The sequence below is a fragment of the Variovorax sp. 05N34 genome, assembly GCF_056397405.1.
Window position 1 is genome coordinate 225,086 of the sequence record NZ_JBFTNI010000001.1, and the last position, 21,622, is coordinate 246,707.

The 21,622-nt window shown below is 63.2% G+C and carries 18 protein-coding genes and 1 tRNA gene; 6 read left to right on the forward strand and 13 right to left on the reverse strand.

The window, feature by feature from the left end; all coding sequences use genetic code 11:
* Nucleotides 1-12: 12 nt before the first annotated feature.
* The 4 genes from AC1DMA_RS01155 to argA form a co-directional block, all read right to left on the reverse strand.
* Nucleotides 13-1,161: a PilT/PilU family type 4a pilus ATPase gene (locus tag AC1DMA_RS01155; protein WP_478123313.1), complete on the reverse strand. Its 1,149-nt coding sequence runs from the start codon at nt 1,159-1,161 to the stop codon at nt 13-15.
* Between the two features lie 158 nt (nt 1,162-1,319).
* Nucleotides 1,320-2,144, reverse strand: coding sequence for a 2,3,4,5-tetrahydropyridine-2,6-dicarboxylate N-succinyltransferase (gene dapD, locus AC1DMA_RS01160; protein ID WP_478123312.1), 825 nt, complete (start codon nt 2,142-2,144; stop codon nt 1,320-1,322).
* Nucleotides 2,141-3,352, reverse strand: a complete 1,212-nt coding sequence (gene dapC, locus AC1DMA_RS01165; protein ID WP_478142983.1) for a succinyldiaminopimelate transaminase — start codon at nt 3,350-3,352, stop codon at nt 2,141-2,143. Before dapC ends, dapD begins: the two co-directional genes overlap by 4 nt.
* Nucleotides 3,353-3,375: 23 nt before the next feature.
* A complete protein-coding gene (gene argA / locus AC1DMA_RS01170) occupies nt 3,376-4,722 on the reverse strand; it encodes an amino-acid N-acetyltransferase (RefSeq protein WP_478123310.1) in 1,347 nt (448 codons plus the stop codon).
* A 136-nt stretch (nt 4,723-4,858) separates the two neighbouring features.
* On the opposite strand from argA, the gene hrpA reads away from it, so the two are divergent.
* Nucleotides 4,859-8,644, forward strand: coding sequence for an ATP-dependent RNA helicase HrpA (gene hrpA / locus AC1DMA_RS01175; protein WP_478123961.1), 3,786 nt, complete (start codon nt 4,859-4,861; stop codon nt 8,642-8,644).
* A 57-nt stretch (nt 8,645-8,701) separates the two neighbouring features.
* Here the strand turns inward: hrpA and AC1DMA_RS01180 are convergent, their stop codons facing one another.
* The 6 genes from AC1DMA_RS01180 to lptF all read right to left on the reverse strand — a co-directional run bounded on the left by AC1DMA_RS01180 (nt 8,702) and on the right by lptF (nt 13,775).
* Nucleotides 8,702-8,860 (reverse strand): DUF3309 family protein, encoded by a 159-nt coding sequence (locus AC1DMA_RS01180; RefSeq protein ID WP_478123309.1) that lies wholly within the window; start codon nt 8,858-8,860, stop codon nt 8,702-8,704.
* 110 nt (nt 8,861-8,970) lie between these two features.
* Nucleotides 8,971-10,143: a pyridoxal phosphate-dependent aminotransferase gene (locus AC1DMA_RS01185; protein WP_478142984.1), complete on the reverse strand. Its 1,173-nt coding sequence runs from the start codon at nt 10,141-10,143 to the stop codon at nt 8,971-8,973.
* Nucleotides 10,140-11,081, reverse strand: coding sequence for a CysB family HTH-type transcriptional regulator (locus AC1DMA_RS01190; RefSeq protein WP_478123307.1), 942 nt, complete (start codon nt 11,079-11,081; stop codon nt 10,140-10,142). Before AC1DMA_RS01190 ends, AC1DMA_RS01185 begins: the two co-directional genes overlap by 4 nt.
* A gap of 99 nt (nt 11,082-11,180) precedes the next feature.
* Nucleotides 11,181-11,552: a sirohydrochlorin chelatase gene (locus tag AC1DMA_RS01195; protein ID WP_478142985.1), complete on the reverse strand. Its 372-nt coding sequence runs from the start codon at nt 11,550-11,552 to the stop codon at nt 11,181-11,183.
* Between the two features lie 13 nt (nt 11,553-11,565).
* Nucleotides 11,566-12,672 (reverse strand): LPS export ABC transporter permease LptG, encoded by a 1,107-nt coding sequence (gene lptG, locus AC1DMA_RS01200; protein WP_478123305.1) that lies wholly within the window; start codon nt 12,670-12,672, stop codon nt 11,566-11,568.
* On the reverse strand, nt 12,669-13,775 hold the full coding sequence (gene lptF / locus AC1DMA_RS01205) for an LPS export ABC transporter permease LptF (protein WP_478142986.1): 1,107 nt from the start codon (nt 13,773-13,775) through the stop codon (nt 12,669-12,671). The genes lptG and lptF overlap by 4 nt, the downstream gene beginning before the upstream one ends.
* A 21-nt stretch (nt 13,776-13,796) precedes the next feature.
* On the opposite strand from lptF, the gene AC1DMA_RS01210 reads away from it, so the two are divergent.
* The 4 genes from AC1DMA_RS01210 to AC1DMA_RS01225 all read left to right on the forward strand — a co-directional run bounded on the left by AC1DMA_RS01210 (nt 13,797) and on the right by AC1DMA_RS01225 (nt 17,518).
* Nucleotides 13,797-15,323, forward strand: coding sequence for a leucyl aminopeptidase (locus tag AC1DMA_RS01210; protein WP_478142987.1), 1,527 nt, complete (start codon nt 13,797-13,799; stop codon nt 15,321-15,323).
* Nucleotides 15,320-15,757, forward strand: a complete 438-nt coding sequence (locus AC1DMA_RS01215; protein ID WP_478142988.1) for a DNA polymerase III subunit chi — start codon at nt 15,320-15,322, stop codon at nt 15,755-15,757. The genes AC1DMA_RS01210 and AC1DMA_RS01215 overlap by 4 nt, the downstream gene beginning before the upstream one ends.
* A complete protein-coding gene (locus AC1DMA_RS01220) occupies nt 15,757-16,179 on the forward strand; it encodes a hypothetical protein (protein WP_478123301.1) in 423 nt (140 codons plus the stop codon). Before AC1DMA_RS01215 ends, AC1DMA_RS01220 begins: the two co-directional genes overlap by 1 nt.
* A gap of 121 nt (nt 16,180-16,300) precedes the next feature.
* On the forward strand, nt 16,301-17,518 hold the full coding sequence (locus tag AC1DMA_RS01225; protein ID WP_478123300.1) for a branched-chain amino acid ABC transporter substrate-binding protein: 1,218 nt from the start codon (nt 16,301-16,303) through the stop codon (nt 17,516-17,518).
* Between the two features lie 169 nt (nt 17,519-17,687).
* Here the strand turns inward: AC1DMA_RS01225 and AC1DMA_RS01230 are convergent.
* The 3 genes from AC1DMA_RS01230 to AC1DMA_RS01240 form a co-directional block, all read right to left on the reverse strand.
* A tRNA-Ser gene (locus AC1DMA_RS01230) sits at nt 17,688-17,778 on the reverse strand.
* A gap of 59 nt (nt 17,779-17,837) precedes the next feature.
* Nucleotides 17,838-18,770: an SPFH domain-containing protein gene (locus AC1DMA_RS01235; protein ID WP_478123299.1), complete on the reverse strand. Its 933-nt coding sequence runs from the start codon at nt 18,768-18,770 to the stop codon at nt 17,838-17,840.
* 32 nt (nt 18,771-18,802) lie between these two features.
* Nucleotides 18,803-19,234, reverse strand: a complete 432-nt coding sequence (locus AC1DMA_RS01240; RefSeq protein WP_478123298.1) for an NfeD family protein — start codon at nt 19,232-19,234, stop codon at nt 18,803-18,805.
* Between the two features lie 108 nt (nt 19,235-19,342).
* Between AC1DMA_RS01240 and AC1DMA_RS01245 the strand changes: the two genes are divergently transcribed.
* On the forward strand, nt 19,343-21,613 hold the full coding sequence (locus tag AC1DMA_RS01245; protein ID WP_478142989.1) for an Orn/Lys/Arg family decarboxylase: 2,271 nt from the start codon (nt 19,343-19,345) through the stop codon (nt 21,611-21,613).
* The last annotated feature ends 9 nt before the right edge of the window (nt 21,614-21,622 follow it).

Consider the following 21,622-nt stretch of genomic DNA (forward strand, 5'->3'; position numbering starts at 1 on the left):
GCGAAATTGGGCTCACAGACGCACGTCGAGCGTGATGTCCGTGAATGTGGGTTCCTCGACCTGCTCGAGGATGGAGCGTTCTTCGTGCCGCGCGGCAGGTGCCTTGCGGTTCTGCAGGCGCCACATGAGGTTGGTGGGCGAATCGGCCTGCGCCAGACCTTCCTCGCGAGTGACGAGATTTTCGGTGATCAGGCGGGCGATGTCTTCTTCGAAGGTTTGCGACCCTTCGGCCATCGATTGCTCCATCGCTTCCTTGACCGCGGAGAAGTCGCCCTTGGTGATGTGCTCGGCCACCAGGGCGGTATTCAGCAGCACTTCGAGCGCCGGCACACGCGCGCCGTTCGGCGTGCGCAGCAAACGCTGGGCGACCACTGCACGCAAGGCGCCGCTGAGGTCACCCAGCAACGTCGCCCGCACTTCCACCGGGTAGAAGCTCAGGATGCGGTTCAGCGCCCGATAGCTGTTGTTGGCGTGCAGCGTGGCGACGCAAAGGTGGCCCGACTGCGCGTAGGCGATGGCAGCCGTCATCGTCTCGCGGTCGCGGATTTCACCGATCTGGATCACGTCGGGCGCCTGGCGCAGCGCGTTCTTCAGCGCGATCTGCAGCGATTGCGTGTCGCTGCCGACATCGCGCTGGTTCACCATCGACTTCTTGTTGGTGAAGGTGAATTCGATCGGCTCTTCGACGGTCAGGATGTGCCCGGTCGCGTTCTCGTTGCGATAGTCGAGCATCGAGGCGAGGGTCGTGCTCTTGCCCGCGCCGGTCGAGCCAACCATCAGGATGAGTCCGCGCTTCTCCATCACGAGCGTCTTCAGGATTTCCGGAAGATTCAGCTCATCGAAGGACGGAATGACCGAGGCGATGTGCCGCACCACGACTGCGTAACTGCCGCGCTGGCGCATGGCGCTGATGCGGAAGTTGCCGGCGCCGTCCAGGGCGATTGCCATGTTGAGTTCGCCGGTGCGTTCAAGTTCGGCGACGCGGCTTTCGTGGACGACTTCGGCCAGCAGGCTGAGGGGCGCCTCGGGCGGGAGCACTTGCGCGTTGATCGGCATGCAATTGCCGTTGATCCGGATCAGCGCCGGGGAGTTGGCCGAAAGGTAGATGTCGGACGCCTTGCGCTCGGCCATCAAACGAAGAATTCTCTCCATCGTGTTCATCGGCTCTCTCTCCTAGGTGTAGTTGCTCGCCCCCAGGCTTGCTCACTTCGTGTAGCCGCCCACCCCCTGCCGGGGGCGCCGCCAGCGGCCCGGCAAAGCCGGTTCCGCGGCGGCCTTGGGACGGGCGCGCTGCGCGCAGCCGGGGGCAGGGGTTTCATTCAGTCGCGCAGCAGGTCGTTCAGCGAAGTCTTCGCGCGGGTCTGCGCGTCCACGCGCTTGACGATGATGGCGGCATAGAGGCTGTATCTGCCGTTGTCCTTGGGCAAGGTGCCGCTGATGACGACCGAACCGGCTGGCACGCGACCGTAGCTGGTTTCGCCGGTCGTGCGGTCATAGATGGGCGTGCTCTGGCCGATGTAGACGCCCATCGAAAGCACGGAGTTTTCTTCGATCACCACGCCCTCGACCACTTCGGAGCGCGCGCCGATGAAGCAGTTATCTTCGATGATGGTCGGGCCGGCCTGCAACGGCTCCAGCACGCCGCCGATGCCGACGCCGCCGGAAAGGTGCACGTTGGCGCCGATCTGTGCGCAGGAGCCCACCGTGGCCCAGGTATCGACCATCGTGCCTTCGCCGACGTAGGCGCCGATGTTGACGTACGAAGGCATCAGGATCGCGCCCTTGGCGATGAAGCTGCCGCGACGCGCGACGGCCGGCGGCACGATGCGCACGCCGGCTTCCTTCAGTTCGCCGGCCGACAGGTGCGAGAACTTGGTCGGCACCTTGTCATAGAAGCCCAGCGAGCCGGCCTGCATCTGCTCGTTGTCGCGCAGGCGGAACGACAGTAGCACGGCTTTCTTGATCCACTGGTGCACCGTCCACTGGCCGACGCTTTCGCGGGTCGCGACGCGCAGGGAGCCGTTGTTGAGATCGGCAATCACGTGCTCGACGGCATCGCGGACTTCCTTCGGCGCGCTGGTGGCGGAAATATTGGCGCGGTCTTCCCACGCGGCGTCGATGATCTGCTGGAGTTGTTGGGTCATGGAAAAGCTCGGTTCTGGATGAATTTCACGATGCGCTCGGCGGCCTCCGTGCACTCGGCGGTGTCGGCTACCAGCGCCATTCGAATGCGCCCGCGGCCGGGATTCGAGCCGGCCACGTCTCGGGCGAGATAGCTGCCGGGCAGCACCGTCACATTGTATTGAGCGTAGAGCGCGCGGGCGAAGGCTTCGTCGTCGCCTTGCCACGCGGCGGGGATGGCCGCCCAGAGATAGAAGCTCGCGTCGGGCAGGCGAACGTCGAGCACCGGCTCGAGCAGCGGCGTCACGGCCGCGAACTTGGCGCGGTATTGGGCGCGGTTCTCGATCACGTGGGCTTCGTCGTTCCAGGCCGCGATGCTCGCCGCTGCGACCGTGCCGCTCATTGCGCTGCCGTGGTAGGTGCGATAGAGAAGGAAGGATTTGATGATCGAGGCGTCACCGGCCACGAAACCGCTGCGAAGGCCCGGCACGTTGCTGCGCTTTGAAAGCGAGGTGAGCGCGATGAGGTTGCGGAAATCATTGCGGCCCAGCTTCGCCGCCGCTTCGAGCCCGCCCAGCGGAGCTTCGTCCCGAAAATAGATTTCGCTGTAGCACTCGTCCGCGGCGATCACGAAGCCGTAGCGGTCAGAGAGGGCAAAGAGCTTCTGCCATTCGTCCAGCGGCATCACTGCGCCGGTCGGATTGCCGGGCGAGCAGACGAACACGAGCTGCGTGCGCGCCCAGACGTCCGCGGGCACGCTGTCCCAGTCGACAGCGAAGTTGCGTGAGGGCACGCTGGGCACGTAGTACGGCTCGGCGCCCGACAGGAAGGCGGCGCCTTCGTAGATTTGATAGAACGGGTTGGGCGAAAGCACCACAGGCGCTGGCGATCGCGTTGCATCGACCACGGTCTGCGCCAACGCGAAAAGCGCCTCGCGCGATCCATTCACCGGAAGCACCTGCGTGGCGGGGTCCAGTTCGAGCCCATACCGCCGCTTCAGCCAGCCGGTGAAGGATTGCCGCAGCTTCAGTTCTCCCGCCGTCGCCGGGTAGACCGCGAGGGCGCCCAGGCTGCTGGAGAGCGTCTCCTTGATGAAGTGCGGCGTCGGATGCTTTGGCTCGCCGATGCCGAGGCTGATCGGCGCGAAATCAGGGTTGGGCGTGACGCCCGCGAAGAGTTGGCGCAGCCGCTCGAAAGGGTAAGGCTGCAGTTTGGCGAGCAGGGGATTCATGGTCGGAATTATCCGGGGGGCCTTCAGAGCTTCTTCACCAGCACCTGGCTCTTGCGGTCCCAGTTGTACTTGCGCTTGCGGGCCTCGGGCAGCCAGTCGGGGTTGACTTGCTGGAAGCCCCGCTTCAGGAACCAGTGCATGGTGCGCGTCGTCAGCACGAAGATGCTTTCGAGCCCCTGCGCCTTTGCGCGCTGTTCGATGCGCTTGAGGATGCGTTCTCCGTCGCCCTGCGCCTGTGATTGGGGCGACACCGTCAGCGCCGCCATTTCAGCCGTCTTTGCTTCCGGGTAGGGGTACAGCGCCGCGCACCCGAAGATCACGCCGTCGTGCTCGATGACCGAATATTGGCCGACGTCGCGTTCAATCTCGGTGCGGCTGCGCTTCACCAGCGTGCCGTCGCGCTCGAACGGCTCGATGAGCTGCAGGATGCCGCCGATGTCATCCGCAGTGGCTTCGCGCAGCGATTCGAGCTTTTCATCGATCACCATGGTGCCGATGCCGTCGTGCACGTACACCTCAAGCAAGAGCGAGCCATCGACGCTGAAAGGCAGGATGTGATTGCGCTCGACCCCGGCCTCGCAAGCCTTCACGCAATGCTGGAGATAGAAGGCCGTATCCGTCGGCCGTTGCGCCGGCGGCAGCGTCGCCAGGAGTTTCTTGGCGGCATCGAGCGGCAATTCGGTGTCGATCGGGTTGTCCTCGCTGACGGGTTGGGTCGTGTCGAGTGCAATGCCTGGAACCTCGGTCAGGAAGATCAGCTTGTCCGCCTGGATAGAGATGGCGACGCTGGTCGCAACTTCTTCCATGGTCAGGTTGAAAGCTTCGCCGGTGGGCGAGAAGCCGAAAGGCGACATCAGCACCATGGCGCCGAAAGCCAGCGCCTGGCGGATACCCGCCGCGTCGACTTTGCGCACCAGGCCCGAATGCTGGAAATCGACGCCATCGACAACGCCCACAGGGCGCGCAGTAATGAAGTTGCCCGAAATCATGCGAATGGTGGAGCCCGCCATGGGCGTGTTCGGCAGGCCTTGGCTAAAAGCCGCTTCGATCTCATAGCGCAGTTGGCCGGCGGCCTCTTGCGCGCAGTCCAGGGCGACCTCATCGGTGATGCGAATGCCGTGCGAGTACCTCGCCTGGTGGCCCTTGGCGCGCAGTTGTTCGTTCACCTGAGGCCTGAAGCCGTGAACCAGCACCACCTTGACGCCCATGCTCTGGATCAGGGCCAAATCTTGCGCGATGTTCGCCAGCTTGCCGGCGGCGATCGCCTCGCCGGCCATGGCGACCACGAAGGTCTTGCCGCGGTGCATGTGGATGTAGGGCGCCACCGAGCGAAACCAGGGCACGAAAGTGAAGTTGAAGACGGTGGACATTGGCGGGTAGAAGGGGGCGAAAAGGCGGGGCGCAAGATAATCGTCGATTTTCCCCGAACTGCTCGCCTTGTCTTCGTCTCCTCTTCGAATCGAGTTCCCTGAATCCCTGCCGGTGTCGGCCCGGCGCGACGAAATCATGGCCGCCATCGAGGCGCACCAGGTCGTGATCGTCTGCGGCGAGACCGGTTCGGGCAAAACCACGCAATTGCCCAAGATCGCGCTGGCGCTCGGTCGGGGCAAGCTCAACGCCCCGCCCGGCAAGGGCCGGCTGATCGGCCATACGCAGCCGCGCCGGATCGCCGCCTCGTCCGTCGCCAAGCGCATTGCGGAAGAGTTGAAGACGCCGCTCGGCGATGTGGTCGGCTTCAAGGTGCGGTTTCAGGACCGCCTGTCGCGCGATGCTTCAGTCAAGCTGATGACGGACGGCATCCTGCTGGCCGAAACGCAGACCGACCCGCTGCTGAAAGCCTACGACACGCTCATCATCGACGAGGCGCATGAGCGTTCGCTCAACATCGACTTCCTGTTGGGCTACTTGCGCGAGATCCTGCCGCGCCGTCCGGACCTCAAGGTCATCGTGACTTCGGCCACCATCGATGCGGACCGTTTTGCGCAGCATTTCTCATCAGTGAAGGGGCCCGCACCGACCATCATGGTCTCCGGGCGCACTTTTCCGGTGGAGCAGCGCTATCGGCCCTTCGAGGAATCGCGTGACTACGACCTCAACGATGCTATCGCCGACGGCGTGGATGAGCTGTGGCGTGACCCGCACAATGCGGGCGATATCCTGGTCTTTCTGCCTGGCGAACGGGAAATCCGGGAGGCGGCCGACCATCTTCGCAAGCACCTGAGCCACCAGCCGGTGCTGCGCAACGCCGAGGTCCTGCCGCTGTTCGCCCGACTTTCTCAGGCGGAGCAGGACCGGATCTTCGATGGCCATACCGGTCGTCGCATCGTGCTGGCGACGAACGTCGCCGAAACCTCGCTGACGGTGCCGGGCATTCGCTATGTGATCGACACGGGCACCGCGCGCGTCAAGCGCTACAGCTTCCGCAGCAAGGTCGAACAACTGCTGGTCGAGCCGATCAGCCAAGCCGCGGCAAACCAGCGCGCGGGGCGCTGTGGGCGGGTGGCGAACGGCATCTGCATTCGGCTGTACGACGAAAAGGACTTCGAGGGACGGCCACGCTTCACCGATCCGGAAATCCTGCGCTCGTCGCTGGCCGGCGTGATCCTGCGCATGAAGTCGCTGCATCTGGGCGACGTCGAGCGCTTTCCGTTTCTCGAAGCGCCGCAGCGGCGGGCGATCGCGGACGGCTACCAGTTGCTCAATGAATTGGGTGCCGTCGATGATGCCAACGAACTGACGGCCACGGGTGCCGAGCTTTCCAAGCTGCCGCTCGACCCGCGAGTCGGGCGAATGATCCTGGAGGCGCGTGCGCGCGGTGCGCTCGAAGAAGTGCTGGTCATTGCGAGTGCGTTGTCGGTGCAGGACGTTCGCGATCGTCCCATGGATGCCCAGCAGCAGGCCGACCAGGCCCATGCCAAGTTCGACGACGAGAAGAGCGAGTTCAGCGGCTACCTGCGGCTGTGGAAGTGGATCCACGACGCGCGAGGCGGCCACGGCGACACGCACAAATTGAGCAACCGGCAGTACGAGCAACTGCTGCGCCAGAACTTCATCAACGTGCGTCGTGTGCGCGAATGGCGCGACATCCATTCGCAGTTGCTCACGGTGGTGACGGAGCACAAATGGCGCATCAACGCACAGCCTGCTGGCTATGAAGGGCTGCACCTCTCAATGCTCTCTGGGCTGCTCGGAAACGTCGGCTGGAAGCTCGAGGATGACGAGGCTTATCTGGGCGCGCGGGGCATCAAGTTCTACCGGCATCCCGGTGCGCATCTGAAGAAGAAGCCCGGTCGGTGGATCGTCTGCGCCGAGCTCGTCGAGACCACGCGCCTCTTCGGGCGCGGCATCGCAAACATCGAGCCGCAGTGGCTCGAACAAGTGGCCGGCCATCTGCTCAAGAAGCAACTGCTCGATCCGCATTGGGAAAAGAAGGGCGCGCAGGTTGCGGCGTTGGAACGTGCCACGTTGTATGGCCTGGTGGTTTACAGCGGCCGGCGTGTCGATTTCAGCAAGGTCGACCCTGTCGCCGCGCGCGAGATCTTCATTCGCGAGGCGCTGGTAGGTGGGCAATGGGAAAGCAAGCTGCCCTTTCTTGCGGCCAATCGAAAGCTGGTTCGAGAAGTCGAAGGGCTGGAGCACAAGTCGCGGCGGCAAGACGTGCTTGTCGACGACGAACTGATCTTTGCGTTCTACGACGCGCAGGTGCCGCCTGATGTGTCGAGCGGCATGACCTTCGAGAACTGGTATCGAGCGCAGTCGAAGGCCCAACCGCGACTGCTGCACCTGACGCGCGATGAGTTGATGCGGCACCAGGCGGCAGGCATCACCACGCAGTCGTTTCCGCCGACTTTGCGGCTCGGCGGTGTGGACTGTGCCGCGACCTATCTGCACGAGCCGGGCGACACCCGGGATGGGCTCACCGTCACGGTGCCGCTGTTCGTGTTGAACCAGGTGAGCGAAGAGCGTTGCGAATGGCTGGTGACCGGCATGCTGAAGGACAAGATCCAGGCGCTGCTCAAGAGCCTGCCCCAGAAGCCGCGCGCCCGATTGGTGCCGCTGCCCGAATCGGCTGCGCGTCTGGCCGAAGAACTCTCCGCGCCCGAGATCTTCGGCCATGGATCGCTGACGGACGTCCTGCTCAAGCGCGTGCGCGACCAGACCAGCCTCGACGTGAAGCGGGCCGACTTCAAGCTGGACATGCTGCCGCCGCATCTGTTCATGAACCTGCGCGTGGTGGACGAACATGGGCGCCAGCTTGGCATGGGCCGCAATCTGGGCGCCCTGAAAGCAGAGTGGGGCACCCAGGCCCGAGGTGCCTTCCAGGCGCTGGCTGGGCTCAACGTCAAGGTTGCACCAGCGGCTGATGAACGGGCGCCGAACGAAGGCCGAACGAACGATTCACGCAAGATCGAAGCGCCCCCGGCAGCGCCCGCACTGCCAGCCGGCCAGCGCTATGCCGCCTGGACTTTCGGCGAGCTGCCCGAATTGATGGAGGTGCGGCGAGGTTCGCAATCGCTGATCGGCTTCCCGGCGCTGGTCGATGATGGCGACGCGGTGATGATCGAGGTCTTCGACGAACCTGCCATTGCAGCCGCCAAGCACCGGAGCGGACTGCGCCGCCTCTTTGCATTGCAGATTAAGGATGCGCTCAAGTACCTCGAGAAGAACATCCCCGACCTGCAGAAGATGGCGGTCGCGTTCATGTCGCTGGGAACGTCCGAAGAGCTGCGCGCGCAGATCATCGACGTGGCGCTGGACCGCGCATTCCTGCAGGACCCCTTGCCAACCGATGAAGCCAGCTTCAAGCGACGTGTGGAAGAGGGGCGAGGGCGACTGACGCTGATTGCGAATGAAGTCGCTCGGCTGGCTGGCGTCATCCTGACCGAATACGCGGTCGCGGTCCGCAAGATCAAGGACACGAAGAGTCAGCCCGCAGCGACTGCCGATGCCGCGCAGCAATTGCAGAGGCTGGTCGGCAAGCGCTTCATCGTCGATACGCCCTGGCCGCGACTGCAGCATTTCGCGCGCTATCTCAAGGCCATCACGCTGCGGCTGGACAAGCTGCGCGGCGACCCGGCGCGCGACGCGCAGCGCCTGGCCGAATTGCGGCCTCAGGAGCAACGCTATTGGCGTCTTTTCGCCGACCGTAAAGGCGCGGTAGACGAGCGAATGGGCGAATTCCGCTGGCTGCTTGAAGAACTGCGCGTGAGCTTCTTCGCGCAGGAACTGCGCACACCACAACCCGTGAGCGTGAAGCGGCTCGACAAGCTCTGGGCGCAACTCGAAAGCTGAAAAAAAGCCCGCCGAGAGGCGGGCTTGTTCGGTCACGCGGTGAGCGTGTCTTTGTTGCTATATCCGCCCCATGAGGAGCAGCACGATGACCACCAGAACCACCAGCCCGAGGCCGCCGCTAGGCCCGTAGCCCCAACTGCGGCTGTACCCCCAGCTCGGCAGTGCGCCAATGAGCAGCAGGATCAGGATGATCAGCAGAATGAGTGACAGGGACATGGACTTCTCCTAGGGCGAAATGTTTGTAGGAGACCATGGTCATCGAAGGAGTGCGATCTCATCGCCGGAAGGCACCCCCTCCGGCGGTCAGGACTCTCCTACCGTTCCTGTCAGAGCCGCGCCAGTCGATCCAGGGCGCTGTGGAGCGTTTCGTCCTTCTTGGCGAAACAGAAGCGCACCACGCGCTGGTCGAACGCATCGCCGTAGAAGGCCGACAGAGGGATTGCCGCGACGCCGATTTCGCTGGTCAGCCAAAGGCAGAAATCCGATTCGTTCAGGTCGCTCACCGCGCTGATGTCGACACACTGGAAGTACGTGCCAGCGCTCGGCAGCAGCTTGAAGCGTGTCTTTGCCAGCCCCGCGGCGAACAGGTCGCGCTTGCGCTGATAGAAGGCGGGGAGTTCAAGGTACGGCGCAGGGTCGGCCATGTAGCTGGCGAGCGCGTGTTGCATCGGCGTGTTCACGGTGAACACGTTGAACTGATGCACCTTGCGGAACTCAGCCGTCAGCGACGCCGGCGCCGCGACATAGCCGACTTTCCAGCCTGTGACGTGATAGGTCTTGCCGAAGCTGCTCACGATGAAGGTCCGCGCGGCAAGGTCCGGGAAGCGCGCCGCGCTTTCATGGCGCGCACCGGCATAGACCATGTGCTCGTACACCTCGTCGCTGATCACCAGGACATCGGTCGATGCGAGCAGTTCTTCGAGGCGGCGCATTTCCTCTTCGGTCCACACGGTTGCACTCGGGTTGTGCGGCGTGTTGACGATGATGGCGCGAGTGCGCGGCGAAATGGCGGCGGCGATTTTGTCGAAGTCGGGGCGGAAGGTCCCCGGCGTGAGCGGCACGCGCACCACGGTGCCGCCTGCAAGTTCGATGTTGGGCACGTAGCTGTCATAGCAGGGCTCCAGCACGATGACTTCATCGCCCGGCCGCACGACAGCGAGGATTGCCGTGATGATCGCCTGCGTCGCGCCCGCCGTGATCGTGATCTCGGTCTGCGCGTTGTAGTTGTGGCCATACAAGGCCGCAATCTTCGACGCGATCGCCTCGCGCAACGCCGGGATGCCGGGCATCGGCGGGTACTGGTTGTGGCCGGCGCCCATTGCATCCGTGACGGCCTGGAGCAGCTTCGGATCGCAGCCGAAGTCCGGAAAGCCCTGCCCGAGATTCACCGCGTTCTTCTCGGAAGCGAGCGCCGACATGACGGTGAAGATGGTCGTGCCGACGGCGGGCAGCTTGGTCTCGACTTGGGGTGTACGGGCAGTCACGGTACGGGTGCTCACAGTTCGTAGTCTTGATGATGACCGCTCAAGGCCTTGGCGATCAGGTTGCGATCGAGCCGGTCCGAAAGCAGCTCGGCGAATTTGAAGACGAAGTTGCGCAGATAGGCGCTGCGCTTGAACGCCACGCGCGCGATGTTGGTGCCAAAGATGTGGCCCATGGGGCGCACCACGAGGTCCGCGTTGGAATCATCGCGTACTGCCATCTCGGCGACGATTCCGACGCCGAGGCCGAGCCGCACATAGGTCTTGATCACGTCCGAGTCGATGGCTTCGAGTGCGATGCGGGGCGTCAGCTTCTTCTGGGCGAAGGCATGGTCGATGCGCGTGCGGCCGGTGAAGGAAGGGTGATAGGTGATGATCGGTTCGGTCGCCAGGTCCTCCAGCGAAATGCGTTCCCTGTCGGCCAACGGATGCCCCTTGGGCAGCACCAGTACGTGCTGCCATTCATAGCAGGGCATCGTCACCAGGTCGGTGTAGTCGGAGAGCGACTCTGTTGCGATTCCGATCTCGGCGATCTCGTCGATCACCATGCGCGCCACCTGATCGGGCGAGCCTTGATGCAGACTGACGTTTACCTTGGGGTAGGCCTCGCGGAGCTTGGCGACCGGCACGGGCAGTACATAGCGCGCCTGCGTATGGGTGGTTGCGATCGACAGCGTGCCGCTGTCTTGGGCGCTGAACTGTTCGCCGATGCGCTTGAGGTTGCCAACCTCGCGCATGATCAGCTCGATGCTGGCGAGAACATGCTGCCCTGGTTCGGTGACGCGCTTCAGGCGCTTGCCGTGCCGTGCAAAGATCTCAACGCCCAATTCTTCTTCGAGTTCGATGATGGCTTTGGACACGCCGGGCTGCGAGGTATGCAGCGCTTTGGCGGCTTCCGTCAGATTGAGGTTGCGCCGCACCGCCTCTTGAACAAACTTGAACTGGTGAAGATTCATAACGAATTCCGTCTTATTTAGGAATTTATTATGCCTTCGCAATCTATAAAAATCAGCCGGGAATCAGCTCGAAATCAGCCCGAAATCAGGATTCGGACATCAGCAATCCAATGCCTTGCGCGCGAGCAGTTCGATCACTTCCGGCTCCTCGCCCACCGCGCCGGCGAGTGTGAAGGTGACCTGCGGGTGCCGCATGCGCATTCCCTCCAGCAAGCGGGGCAGGTCTTCTCGCACGTGCTTGCCCATTCCGAGGAAAAGCGGGACCACCCGAATGGATCGGGCTCCGTCGCCCACGAGCGCCGCAGTGGCGGTCAGCAGGTCAGGGGCGACCAGTTCGAGGTAGGCGCATGCCACGCCGACCGACGGGTCAAGCGCCGCGACGCGCCGAGCCACAGCCTCGATCGGCGCCCGCCAGCGCTCATCGCGCGAACCGTGCGCGAAGAGAATGACGGCGCGGCCTGACTCGATCATTGCCGCAGCGCCGCTAGCGTCTCAACACCAGCCACGTGAAGGCGGCGAGCGACATCACTGAATAGATCAGCCCCGGCGCGGCTGCCGTCATCCAGGGCAGCCAGTTCCCGAGGTTGCCCAAGTACCCGAAGACGTTGTTCAGCAAGAAGAAGCTGATGCCGATCATCACGCCGACGAACACATACGTCGCGATCCCGGCCTGGCGGAAGTGCAGATAGGCAAACGGCAGGGCCAGCACGATCATCACCAGGCACGACAGCGGATAGAACACCTTGCGCCAGAACTCGATTTCATAGCGCTGTGCCGTCTGCCCGTTTGCATCGAGATGGCGGATGTAGTCGAACAGGTCGAGCGTGCGCATGCGCTCCGGCCGGAGCAGGGCGACCGACACCATCTCAGGCGTGAGCGAAGTCTTCCATTCGACCATCGGGATCTTCGTGGTGATGATGTGAGCCTGGTCGGCGCTGCGCGTCTGGTATTCCTGTCGCTCCACGTCGACGAGCGTCCAGTGTCCATCTTCGGCGCGGGCAGAGGCCGCGGACACCTGCGACGTGATGAATCCCTTGCCGTCGAACTCGAAGATGCGCGGGTCCTTGAGCGTGCCGTTGCGCTCCATCGTGGCGACGTTGACCGCAAACGAGGCGTCGCCTTGCCGCTCCTTGAGCCATGCGCCGGTGTTGCCTACGAGCGAGTAGGCGTTCTGGAAGCGCGCCTTGAGCAACTGGGCTGTCCGGTCGGTGAAGGGTGCGACATAGTCCCCGATCGCGAATGTCAGGATCACGAAACCCAGCCCCAGCAAAAGCAGCGTCCGCAACGCGCGCCATGGGCCGAGACCGCTGGTCCGCAGGATGGTGAATTCCGAGCTCTGCGCAAGCCTGGCCATGACGAAGATGGTGCCGATCAGCACAGCGATCGGCAGCAATTCATACAGGTGGCTGGGGATGAGCATCGCGACGTACGCGAGGGCCTGGCCTGCCCCATAGCCTAGCGATTCAGGTTTTCCGATGGACTGCAGCTCATCGACAAAATCGAAGAAGAAGAACAGGCTGAGGAAGCCCAGGGCCACAAAGCCCACGGACTTCATCACCTCGACATAGATCAGGCGACGGATTGTTTTCACGCGTTGGGGGTCGTTGCGGGTCGGGCGCGGCTTGCCGTGAAGCCCCAATTGAAATGACGTTTCGCAAGCCACAGAAGGCCGATCACCAGCGCCCCGCCATGGAGCGCGAGCATGAAGCCTGCCATGCCGTACTTGCCTGAACTGACCCAGTTCTGCCCCAGGTTGAGCATGTTGTAGTAAAGGACGAAGGCGAACAGCGCGAACAGGTAGTTGCCGCTGCGGCCGACTCTCGGGTTCACGCTGGAGAGTGCCAGCGCAAGAATCACGAAATTCGCAGCGCCAAACAGCATGCCGACGCGCCAGGCCAGTTCGCCACGGTTGACGAGGGTCGGATCGCGCAGCAGCGTCAGTGTCGTGCGAGTGCGCACGGGCGAAGCGTCCGACGAGTCGCTGCCACTGCCGCCGACCTTGGCGCCATAGGTTTCGAACTCGCTGATCTTGATGCCCTCGGTCGGCGTGAGCGGGCGTTCGAGGCGTTGACCGTTACTCAGCAGCAGAAAGCGCTTGCCGTCGATATCTTCAATGTGTCCATGGCGTGCTGACGTGATGATGTGCAGGTTGCGCTCGATGGAAGAAATGAAGACGTTGTTCGCCGTGGCGCTGTCAGGCGCGTCCTTGTCGATGAAGAACACGCGCAGCCGACCCGCGGACTCGCGGAATTCGCCGGGCGCCACGCGCTCGATGTCGCTGCGGCTCTCGTAGCGCTGGCGCATGCCCTCGGTCTGTGAATTGGCCCACGGCCAGCCGACCAGCGCGAACAGCGCAACCAGCAAGAGGATCGGCCATGCAAAGCCGAAGAGCGGACGTAGAAAGTCCGCCAGCCCGCGGCCGCTCGAAAACCAGATCACCATTTCGCTGTCGCGATACATACGTGACAGCGTGCCGACGATCGAGATGAAGAGGCAGAGACTCAGGATGGTGGGCATGTAGCCGAGCACCGTATAGGTCATCACGAGGAAGACCTCGGAGGGATTCACGCTGCCTTTGGCGGCCAATCCGAGCGTGCGGATCAGCATCATGGTCATCACGATGGTGACCAGCACCACGAGGGTGGCACCGAAGCTGCGCGACAGCTCCTTGCGTAGAGAGGAATGGAATAACATCGTCGAGGGAAAAAAAGGATTATGGACTTTCAACTCAAGACCCTCTCCATCGCTCAGGCAGTCACCGACAAAACCGACGTTCTCGTCGTCCTCGTGGCTTCCGCAATCGGCACCTCCAAGGACGCACTCTCCACGCTGATCGCCAGCGCCCGGAAGGCAGGCGATCTGCCCGACAAGGCGGGCAAGCTGCTCGCGCTCTATCGGCCCGAGGCGGTTTCCGCTCCCCGCGTGCTGCTGGTCTCGATCGGCGACGGCAAGCCGGCATCGGTTCGCACCGCGGTGAGCGCGGCGATCGGTGCGGCCAAGGGGTCCAACCCGAAGCGGGTGTCCATCGTTGCAGCGCAAGCCATCGACGCGGCCGCGCTCGCCAGCGCCGTCATTGCGGCAGCGGACGCCAGCTATGTCTATGGCACGACGAAGTCCAAGGCCGAGCCACGCACGATCCGCCAATTGACCTTCGGCGTGAGCGACGCTGCGCCACTGCGCCAGAGCTTCGATGAGGCTGCCGCTGCCGTTGTGGGCATCGAGCTGGCCAAGGAATGGGCCAATCGGCCGGCCAACTACTGCACGCCAACCATGCTGGCCGGTGCCGCACAAGAGCTCGCCAAGCTGCCGAACGTGAAGTGCGAAGTGCTGGGTCCCAAGGAAGTCGAGAAGCTCGGGATGGGCGCATTCTCGGCGGTTGCCCAAGGCTCTGCGGAGCCGCTGCGCTTCATCGTCCTGCGCTACAACGGAGCGCCCAGGCAGCAGGCGCCGGTGGTGCTGGTCGGCAAGGGCATCACCTTCGACACGGGCGGCGTCTCGCTCAAGCCGGCTGCCGAAATGGACGAAATGAAGTTCGACATGTGCGGGGCCGCGAGCGTGTTGGGCGTGTTCCGTGCACTGGGCGATCTGCAGCCGGCGATCAACGTCGTCGGTCTTATTCCTTCATGCGAGAACATGAACGACGGCCGCGCGGTCAAACCTGGCGACGTCGTGACCAGCATGGCCGGCCAGACCATTGAAGTGCTCAACACGGACGCTGAAGGCCGGTTGATCCTGTGCGACGCCCTGAACTACGCCAAGCGTTTCGAGCCGGCAGCGGTGATCGATATCGCCACCCTCACGGGCGCCTGCGTGATCGCCTTGGGCGGCGTGCGCAGCGGCTTGTTCTCGAACGACGACGCGTTGGCGACGGCGCTCGGCGCCGCTGGCGAGGCATCGCTGGACCGCTGCTGGCGCATGCCGATCGACGAGGATTACGCAGAAGGACTCAAGAGCAACTTTGCCGACGTGGCCAACATTGCCGGTCGAGCGGGCGGTGCAATCACCGCCGCCAAGTTCCTCCAGCGATTCACCACCGACTTCCCGTGGGCTCATCTCGACATTGCCGGCACGGCTTGGAAGGGTGGGGCGGCCAAGGGCGCGAGCGGTCGACCGGTCGGCCTGCTTCTGAACTACCTGATGACCCGGAGCCGTGATAACGCCGAGGCCGCGCCGCGAAAGACCACGAAAAACGTCTCGAAGAGCGCTTCGAAGACCGCCTCCAAGGATCGGGCAAAGAAGTGACGGAAATCGACGGCCACTACAACATGCCGGACAAGGTGAGCTACGCCTGCCGCCTGCTGCGGAAGGCCGTCAGCGCCCATGGCGCCCGCCTGGTGGTCATGGCAGATTCGCAGACGCTGGACGCGATCGACCAGTCGCTGTGGACACTGCAGCCAAGCGAATTCATCGCCCACTGCCGTTGTGACGATGAAGCGCATAAGGTCATGCGGTCGCCGGTGGTGCTGGCCGAAAGCGGGTCGGAGTCGCTGCCGGACCGGCCCATTCTCGTGAACCTGGGCGCTGACTTGCCGGTGCGGTTCGAGCGGTTCGAGCGGTTGATCGACATCGTTGGCAGCGACGAATCCGACAAGCAGGCAGGGCGCGCCCGCTGGCGGCACTACAAGGATCGCGGCTATGCGATCCGCACCTTTCCCTATGCGGGGAGCGCCAACTGATGGCATCCACCCAGCGCACGCCGCCGCGATTCGTGCCAACCTTGACGACAGTGGTCGAGGAACCTTCGCAGCCCGAGCCTCCCATTGAAACAGCGGCGCCTGCGCAAGCCGAGGCGCCCGCATCGGCAGAGGCTTCGCAAGCCGTTGCCCTGGGTCCCGAAGCGAGACTCTCCGAGGCCCACGCTTTCCGGCTCGAAGAGCAGTTGCTGCATCGCGTGCTGCAGCGTGTGGACCTGCAGATGGAGGAGCGATTGAGCGATGTCGTGTCAGCTGCCGTTCAGCACCATCTCGACACCATGATCCCCGGTCTGCGCAAGGAAATCGAGGCGGTATTGCGCGCGCTGGTGAGCGAATCGCTGTCGCGCGAGCTTTCGGAAAACCCCGGGTCTACGCCAACATTCGGGCCTCATTCCTTGGGCTAAACTGCGCGCCAGGTCGAAAAGCGCACGGGCGCCGAGCTTCGCGGCGCGATACTTGCTGAGTTAAAGCGCCCGGATCCAAAGACCGGTTTTCAACTCTATTTATTAAGTTCTGGAGGTTCCCATGCAAATGAAATGGACCGCGGTCGCTCTGGCTGCCATCGCGCTTGTGGCCTGTGGCAAGAAGGAAGAAGCTGCCGCTCCGGCCGCCACGCCTGCGCCGACTGCAGCAGCACCTGCCCCGGCAGCACCTCCGGCTGATGCGCTCGTCGTGAAGATCGGCCATGTCGCGCCGACCAGCGGCGCCATTGCGCACCTGGGCAAGGACAACGAAATGGGCGCGCGCATGGCCATCGAAGACCTGAACGCCAAGGGTGTGAAGATCGGCGACAAAGTTGCCAAGTTCGAACTGCTCGCCGAAGACGATGCAGCCGATCCGAAGCAAGGCACTGCAGTGGCCCAGAAGCTCGTCGACAGCAAGGTCAACGGCGTTGTCGGCCACCTGAATTCCGGCACGACCATCCCCGCCTCCAAGCTCTACAGCGACGCTGGCATTCCCCAGATCTCGCCGTCGGCGACCAACCCCAAGTACACGCGTCAAGGCTTCAAGACCACCTTCCGCGTGGTGGCTGACGACACGCAACTCGGCGGCACGCTGGGCAAGTACGCAGTCGAAACGCTCAAGGGCAAGAACATTGCCGTGATCGACGACCGCACTGCCTACGGCCAAGGTGTCGCTGAAGAATTCGAGAAGGCCGCAAAGGCCGCCGGCGGCACGATCGTCGGCCACGAATTCACCACCGACAAGTCGACCGACTTCAACGCCATCCTGACCAAGCTGAAGGGCGCCAACCCCGACGTGCTGTTCTTCGGCGGCATGGACGCCGTGGGCGGCCCGATGCTCAAGCAAGTCAAGCAGCTCGGCATGACCGTGAAGTTCATGGGTGGCGATGGCCTGTGCACCGCAGAACTCGCCAAGTTGGCCGGCGACGCAATCGGCGAAGACATGGTCGTGTGTGCCGAGGCTGGCGGCGTCGAAGGTGATTTCAAGGCACCGCTCGAAGCCTGGAAGACCAAGTTCAAGGAAAAGAACGGCGTCGAAGTGCAGATCTATGCACCGTACGTCTACGACGCCGTGAACGTGCTGGCCGCCGCGATGGAAAAGGCCGGCTCCGCCGATCCGGAGAAGTACCTGCCTGAAGTCAGCAAGGTCGAATACAAGGGCCTGACCGGCCCGATCGCGTTCGACGAAAAGGGCGACATCAAGAACGGTGCGCTGACGCTGTACACCTACAAGAATGGTGCCCGTACCCAGATCGCCGTGGTGCGCGGAGCGAGCTAAGGGCTCACACGCCACGTCGGAAAGAAAGGGCCTTCGGGCCCTTTTTTTGTGGCTGCATGCATTACCGAGTGCAGTGGGGAATGTGGAGAGTGCCCGCAAAAAAGCCCCGGCAAGCGGGGCTTTCAGGACGATTCCAAGTGGCAGGTGGAGACTGCCGGAAGCGATTTTTTGGCGGAGCAGGCGGGATTCGAACCCGCGGAGGGCTATTAACCCTCACACGCTTTCCAGGCGTGCGACTTAAACCGCTCATCCACCGCTCCGAAGCCCGCGATTGTAGCAGTGCGCAGGCGCCGTTTCGGGCGTCACGCGCCATTTGATGTCAGCTGCCGCCCTGCGCTTTGCCCGCTTGCATCATCCGCATCGCGGAGGCGATGAGCGCGGCCGTTTCGTTCATGTTGCTGGGCACGATCAACGTCGTCGTAGCGTCGGCCGCGACCTTGCCATAGGCGTCGACCGCGCGCTCGGCAACCTTGAGTTGGACGGCCTGTTCGCCGCCGGGCTGGCGAATCGCCGCCGCCACCCGCTCGATCGCACCGGCTGTCGCCTCGGCTACGGCAGTGATGGCTGCCGCCTGACCCTGCGCGTTGTTGATCTGCGCCTGCTTTTCGCCTTCGGAGCGCGCGATGAAAGCCTCGCGCTCGCCGGTCGCGATGTTGATCTGCTCCTGGCGCCGGCCTTCGGAAGCGGCAATCAGTGCGCGCTTTTCGCGCTCTGCCGTGATCTGGCGCTGCATCGCGTGAAGGATCTCGTTGGGCGGCGTGAGGTCCTTGATTTCGTAACGCAGCACCTTCACCCCCCAATTGAGGGCCGCTTCGTCAATGGCCGAGACGATCTGCGAGTTGATGATGTCGCGCTCCTCGAAGGTCTTGTCGAGTTCGAGCTTGCCGATGACGCTGCGCAGTGAAGTCTGTGCAAGCTGCGTCACGGCCATGATGTAGTTGGACGAGCCGTAGCTTGCGCGCATCGGATCCGTCACCTGGAAATAGAGGATGCCGTCGACTTGCAGCTGCGTGTTGTCGCGCGTAATGCAGACTTGGCTCGGCACGTCGAGGGGGATTTCCTTCAGGCTGTGCTTGTAGGCGACGCGGTCGATGAAAGGAATCAGAAAATTGGGGCCGGGCGTCATGGTCCCGTGGTACTTGCCGAGGCGCTCGCGCACCCAGGCGTTCTGTTGCGGCACGAACTTGACCGATTGGGTGATGACGATGATCGCGATGACCAGGATGACGAGGGGGACGGCTGCGTATTCCATTGAACTCTTTCTTTGCTCTTTGTAGGTTCGATTCAGACTTTTTCGACGACGAGGCGGCTGCCGATCACCTGCGTGACCTTGTGCTCGCCGGCCGATGGCACGCTGCCGGGCCGGGCGATCACGGTCCATTGCGCGCCGCGGTAGCGGACGGTGGCGGTGCCGTCGTCGTTCCAGGCATCGACGTGGACGTGCTCGCCGACGTCGAGGTTGACGTTGGGGTTGGCGCCGGTGGGCGGCTCCGGCGGGCGTTTGCGACGGATCGCGTGCCATGCGATCACGGATGAGACGCTGACCACCGCTGCGACGATCAGTTGCGTGTCGAATCCGGCGCCTGCGTGCGCCGAGATCGCCGCGGCGGCGAAGCCGACTCCCATCAGCAGGAGGTAGAGCGTGCCGGTCCCGGAAAGCAACTCGAGGACGATGGCCGCACCTGCAATCAGCCACCAAATGGTGGAACTCGCCATGACGTTTCCTCTCTTTGTTTTAGGTGCAGGGGATTGTGTCAAAGCTGGAACGCAGCTTCATCTGAATTCCGTACACTTCGCGCCTATTTGCCCGTCCGGAGCCTCTTCATGAAATTTCGCTTTCCGATCGTCATCATCGACGAGGACTTCCGCTCCGAGAACACCTCGGGGCTCGGCATCCGCGCGCTGGCGCACGCCTTCGAGAACGAAGGTTTCGAAGTGCTGGGGGTCACGAGCTATGGCGATCTGAGCCAATTCGCCCAGCAACAAAGCCGCGCCAGCGCGTTCATCCTCTCGATCGATGACGAGGAATTCACCGTCGGCCCCGATCTGGACCCAGCCGTGCTCAACCTGCGCAATTTCATCGGCGAAGTGCGGCGCAAGAATGCCGACGTGCCGATCTACATCTACGGCGAAACAAAGACCTCGCGGCACATACCGAATGACATCCTGCGTGAGCTCCATGGGTTCATCCACATGTTCGAGGACACGCCGGAGTTCGTCGCCCGCCACATCATCCGCGAGGCGAAGAGCTACCTTGAAGGCGTGCAGCCGCCGTTCTTCAAGGCGCTGATCGATTATGCGGAAGACGGCTCCTACTCATGGCACTGTCCGGGCCACTCGGGTGGCGTGGCGTTCCTGAAGAGCCCGGTGGGACAGATGTTCCATCAGTTCTTCGGCGAGAACATGCTGCGCGCGGACGTGTGCAATGCGGTCGAGGAACTCGGCCAGTTGCTCGACCACACGGGTCCCGTCGCGGCGAGCGAGCGCAACGCGGCGCGGATCTTCAACGCCGACCACTGCTTCTTTGTCACCAACGGCACCAGCACGAGCAACAAGATGGTGTGGCACCACACGGTGGCACCGGACGACGTCGTGGTGGTCGACCGCAACTGCCACAAGTCGATCCTGCACGCGATCATCATGACGGGCGCAATCCCCGTGTTCATGAAGCCGACGCGCAATCACTTCGGCATCATTGGTCCGATTCCCAAGAGCGAATTCGAGCCGGCGGCCATCAAGGAAAAGATTCGCGCCAATCCGCTGCTGGCGCACGTGAACGCCGACACGGTCAAGCCGCGCGTGATGACGCTGACGCAGTCGACCTATGACGGCGTGATCTACAACACCGAAACCATCAAGGGCATGCTCGACGGCTACGTCGATACGCTGCACTTCGATGAAGCATGGTTGCCGCATGCCGCGTTCCACCCGTTCTACGGCGCCTATCACGCCATGGGCAAGCGCCGCGTGCGCCCCAAGGATTCGCTGGTGTTTGCGACCCAATCGACACACAAGCTGCTGGCAGGCATCAGCCAGGCGAGCCATGTGCTGGTCCAGGATTCGCAGAACCGCGCACTGGACCGCGATCTGTTCAACGAGGCGTACCTGATGCATTCGTCGACCAGCCCGCAGTACGCGATCATCGCCAGTTGCGACGTCGCGGCCGCCATGATGGAGCCGCCCGGCGGCACCGCGCTGGTGGAGGAGAGCATCCTCGAAGCACTGGACTTCCGTCGTGCGATGCGCAAGGTCGAGGAAGAGTTCGGCAAGGACGAGTGGTGGTTCAAGGTCTGGGGGCCTGAAAAGCTGGTCGACGAGGGCATCGGGCGCGCCGACGACTGGATCATCAAAGGCGAATCGCGCACGGCCAAGTGGCACGGCTTCGGCAAGCTGGCCGACGGCTTCAACATGCTCGATCCGATCAAGTCGACCATCGTGACGCCGGGCCTCGACCTGAACGGCAAGTTCGCGCCGACCGGCATTCCAGCCGCCGTGGTTACGAAGTTCCTCGCGGAGCACGGTGTGATCGTCGAGAAGACCGGCCTCTACAGCTTCTTCATCATGTTCACCATCGGCATCACCAAGGGCCGCTGGAACACGCTGCTCACGGCGCTGCAGCAGTTCAAGGACGACTACGCGCGCAATCAGCCGATGTGGAGGATCATGCCGGAGTTCTGCCAGCAGCAGCCTGGATACGAGCGCCTTGGGCTCAGAGACTTGTGCCAGCACATCCATCAGCTCTATGCGCGCTTCGACGTGGCGCGGCTGACCACGGAGATGTACCTCAGCGACCTGACGCCCGCGATGAAGCCGAGCGACGCCTTCGCGCACATTGCCCATCGCAAGACGGAGCGGGTCGAGATCGACGAGCTCGAAGGGCGCATCACGACGAGCCTGATCACGCCCTATCCGCCGGGCATTCCGCTGCTGATTCCGGGTGAAGTCTTCAACAAGAAGATCGTCGATTACCTGAAGTTCGCGCGCGAATTCAATACGCAATGCCCGGGCTTCGAGACCGACATCCACGGACTGGTTGCGCGGATCGACGACTCGGGCAAGAAGCGCTACTACGCCGATTGCGTGCGAGGGGCATAGCCCCGGGGC

Coding starts and splice junctions, on each gene's coding strand:
- AC1DMA_RS01245 (WP_478142989.1), top strand. CDS start 19,343: ATGAAATTTCGCTTTCCGATCGTCATCATCGACGAGGACTTCCGCTCC.
- AC1DMA_RS01235 (WP_478123299.1), bottom strand. CDS start 18,770: ATGGAATACGCAGCCGTCCCCCTCGTCATCCTGGTCATCGCGATCATC.
- dapD (WP_478123312.1), bottom strand. CDS start 2,144: ATGACCCAACAACTCCAGCAGATCATCGACGCCGCGTGGGAAGACCGC.
- AC1DMA_RS01240 (WP_478123298.1), bottom strand. CDS start 19,234: ATGGCGAGTTCCACCATTTGGTGGCTGATTGCAGGTGCGGCCATCGTC.
- AC1DMA_RS01155 (WP_478123313.1), bottom strand. CDS start 1,161: ATGAACACGATGGAGAGAATTCTTCGTTTGATGGCCGAGCGCAAGGCG.
- AC1DMA_RS01190 (WP_478123307.1), bottom strand. CDS start 11,081: ATGAATCTTCACCAGTTCAAGTTTGTTCAAGAGGCGGTGCGGCGCAAC.
- argA (WP_478123310.1), bottom strand. CDS start 4,722: ATGTCCACCGTCTTCAACTTCACTTTCGTGCCCTGGTTTCGCTCGGTG.
- hrpA (WP_478123961.1), top strand. CDS start 4,859: ATGGCCGCCATCGAGGCGCACCAGGTCGTGATCGTCTGCGGCGAGACC.
- dapC (WP_478142983.1), bottom strand. CDS start 3,352: ATGAATCCCCTGCTCGCCAAACTGCAGCCTTACCCTTTCGAGCGGCTG.
- AC1DMA_RS01220 (WP_478123301.1), top strand. CDS start 15,757: ATGGCATCCACCCAGCGCACGCCGCCGCGATTCGTGCCAACCTTGACG.
- AC1DMA_RS01225 (WP_478123300.1), top strand. CDS start 16,301: ATGCAAATGAAATGGACCGCGGTCGCTCTGGCTGCCATCGCGCTTGTG.
- AC1DMA_RS01210 (WP_478142987.1), top strand. CDS start 13,797: ATGGACTTTCAACTCAAGACCCTCTCCATCGCTCAGGCAGTCACCGAC.
- lptF (WP_478142986.1), bottom strand. CDS start 13,775: ATGTTATTCCATTCCTCTCTACGCAAGGAGCTGTCGCGCAGCTTCGGT.
- AC1DMA_RS01195 (WP_478142985.1), bottom strand. CDS start 11,552: ATGATCGAGTCAGGCCGCGCCGTCATTCTCTTCGCGCACGGTTCGCGC.
- AC1DMA_RS01180 (WP_478123309.1), bottom strand. CDS start 8,860: ATGTCCCTGTCACTCATTCTGCTGATCATCCTGATCCTGCTGCTCATT.